Raw genomic sequence first — 2,883 nt, 5'->3', positions numbered from 1 at the left:
CGCGATGTAGCTGGGTCGCGTGGGCTCGGTGAGGTGTATAAGAGCAGGGGGCATGGGGCGCGTTTTGGCAGAACACGGTCCATACGGTATGGTAAGCGCGACTGGGTTGCGCGGTTCGATCCAGCTTTTTCTTCAGGTCGCAGATCAAGTGCGAAAGTGACGTTATTTCCTATGGCCAAGCTCGATACGCCCCCCCATGCCGCCGGGAGCCAGCCCGTGTTCGACGAAAGCCTGACCCAGGACCGGGCTCCTCCCGTGCTGGGGCTGTCGGCACTGGTGCGGGCCGCTTTTCACAAACAGGACCTGTCAGGCCATGTGGATACGCTGCGCGGGCGTGTGGAACACAAGGCCGACCCCTATGCCATGCTCGATCTCTCGCTCATTCTGCAATTATGTTTCGAGAAGGAAAGCGGGCTGAACGTTCTGGATGGTGCGCTCAAACACCGCCAGCTCTTCCGGCTTGTTACGGGTGGGGCCGGTGCGATCCGGCTGCTGATGATCAAGACCCCCGGCGATCTGAGTGCGAACACCCCGTTCGAATGCATGCTCGATCATGCTGGCTTCACGCTTGACGTGCTGTATGTGGGGCCGGATCTGCCATGGCCGACCCGCCTGCCGCCGCACGATGTGGTGTTCGTGGCCGTGGGCGAGGCGGACACGCATGTCGCGACGCTGGCGCGGCTTGCCGCGTTTTTGCGTAACTGGCCCCGCCCGGTTCTGAACCTGCCGCAACGCATTGCGCAACTGTCCCGCGCCGATGCCTACAGGGTGCTGGCCGATGTGCCGGGCCTGTGCATGGTCTCGACCCACCGGGTTGACCGTACGGTGCTGGAGCGGATTGCGGCGGGTGCTCTCGCGCCCGAACAGATACACCCCGATCTGCGGTTTCCCGTTATTGTGCGACCTCAGGGGGCGCATGCGGGTATTCATCTCAGCCGTATCGCGAATGCCGCCGATATGACCGCGTATGTGCGGCAGGTCGAGGGGGATGCGTTCTTTATTGCCAATTATATGGATTACGCATCGCCGGACGGGGTGTTTCGCAAGTTTCGGGTTGTCATGGTCGCTGGTCAGCCTTTTCTGGCGCATATGGGACTGTCGCGGCACTGGATGGTTCATTACCCCTACCCGGAAATGGAGGCCGACCCCGCAAAGCGGGCGGAGGAAGCGGCGGCCATGGCCGGGTTCGAGAGCGATTTCGCGCGCAGGCATGCCGCGGCCCTTCAGGGGATCGGGCAGCGGATCGGGCTCGATTATTTCGGGTTCGACTGCGCGGAAATGCCCAATGGCGATCTGCTGGTGTTTGAACTGTCCAACGCCCTGATTATTCACGCCATGGATGACGTAACACTGTTCCCCTACAAAATTCCGCAGATGCAGAACATTTTCACCGCGTTTCAGGCCATGGTGCGCAGCAGGGCGCTCGGGTGTGCGCCAGATGATGCGCCTGATGGTGCGCCTGATGGTGCGCCAGAGCCCCGGGCCGCGAGTAGCGCACCCGTCTGACGCTCACCTGCCCCCCATCTGCCACTCGTCTGGTCCCACCTGACATCTATCTGGCACCCGGCAGGTGCCCACTGCCGGGTGCCCATCACCGGATGTATGGTGCCTGAAACCTGCCGTCCGTACAGTGCCGCAAGGGCGCGAAGGCCCCGGCGGCTGCGCCCAACGCGGTGCGTGGTGCTTCAGGGCGCAGGGGTGTGTCGCACGGTAAAAGCAGGCCCGCCATGCAGGGGCTCTGTTATTGTTTTATGTCGGGGCGGACGGATCGCTATCATGCCGCCAGCCTGAAAAGTCGTGGGTGGGGGTGTTTTGCCCGCGTTTTTCGGTGCTTCAGCCTCCTGTGCGCCCCATAGGGTGTGCCGTGCGGCAGGGGCTGGCATTTCCGGTCTGCAATTTTAAGTGAAACCCTGCCTTTTTTCGGACATTACTTGTTGGCACAGTTCCCCTAGGCGGGGAGCATATTGCCCCGCAGGGTTATTCTTGGACGTAGAAGGCGGTATCTGATGAAAAAAATTATGCTGGCCACAGCCCTTGTGGCGGGACTGTCAGCCTTTTCAGGCCCTTTTGCTCACGCGGAGGACGCATCCCATCCCCCCAAGGGGCATAAAGGCTGTGGGCCCATGCACCATGGTTTTGGCATGCCGCCTGTCCTGCGGCTCAAGGGCATCAACCTGACGGCGGACCAGAAAACAAAAATCAAGGCGATTTTCGAGGCCAGCAAGCCGACCGATCCCAAGGCGGGCATGCAGCAGATGCACGATCTGCACAAGCAGATCACCACCCTGCTGACAACGCCCGGCCCGGTTGACCAGACCAAGCTGCAGGCCCTGACACAGCAGATCGACACGATCGAGAGCCAGCACACAGCCCGGCACCTCCAGACCGAAGTGCAGATCCACGATGTGCTGACGCCTGACCAGCTCAAGGAAATTGCCGCCAAGGCCGATGAGCCGCCCAAGCACATGCATGGCTGCGATATGGATGCCCCCCCACCCCCGCCGCCCGGTGACGACGCCAAATAAAGGGCTTGTGCTGAGCATATTCCGGCGGAGCCCTGTTGACACAGGGCTGTAACGGGCTTTCCTGCGGGCTGCCGGTTCGACCGGCGGCCCGTTTGTTTTTGTCGTGTGTGACGTGCCACGCGTTGACGGAAGGCCGCCTTGCGTTCCTGCCGGTGGACAAATGCCCCCGAACAGGAAAAAATAACCGATTAATCGCCAGGTCCTTTGTGTATGCCCTCTACCGCTTCGACACCGACTGTTTCCCTGTCCTTTCCCATCATTGTGCTGCTCGGGCTGGTGACGGCCATAGGCCCACTGGCCACGGACATGTATCTGCCGGCCTTTCCCGAACTGGAGCACGATCTGGGCGGGGGGGCGG

At 61.6% G+C, this 2,883-nt stretch carries 2 protein-coding genes and 1 pseudogene; all 3 read left to right on the top strand.

The window, feature by feature from the left end; translation table 11 throughout:
* Positions 1-156 precede the first annotated feature (156 nt).
* Complete coding sequence (locus ABF990_RS14585) at positions 157-1,506, top strand: ATP-grasp domain-containing protein (protein WP_415506672.1); 1,350 nt, start codon at positions 157-159, stop codon at positions 1,504-1,506.
* Positions 1,507-2,006: 500 nt separating this feature from the next.
* Complete coding sequence (locus ABF990_RS14580) at positions 2,007-2,525, top strand: Spy/CpxP family protein refolding chaperone (protein ID WP_415501047.1); 519 nt, start codon at positions 2,007-2,009, stop codon at positions 2,523-2,525.
* A gap of 210 nt (positions 2,526-2,735) precedes the next feature.
* Positions 2,736-2,883, top strand: a pseudogene (locus tag ABF990_RS14575) (multidrug ABC transporter); the annotation flags it as partial.

The organism is Acetobacter sp. (genome assembly GCF_047723915.1).
In the GTDB taxonomy this organism is placed as follows: Bacteria; Pseudomonadota; Alphaproteobacteria; order Acetobacterales; family Acetobacteraceae; genus Acetobacter.
Note: the sequence above shows the minus strand (reverse complement) of the source record. Positions and strands in the feature narration are given on the sequence as shown.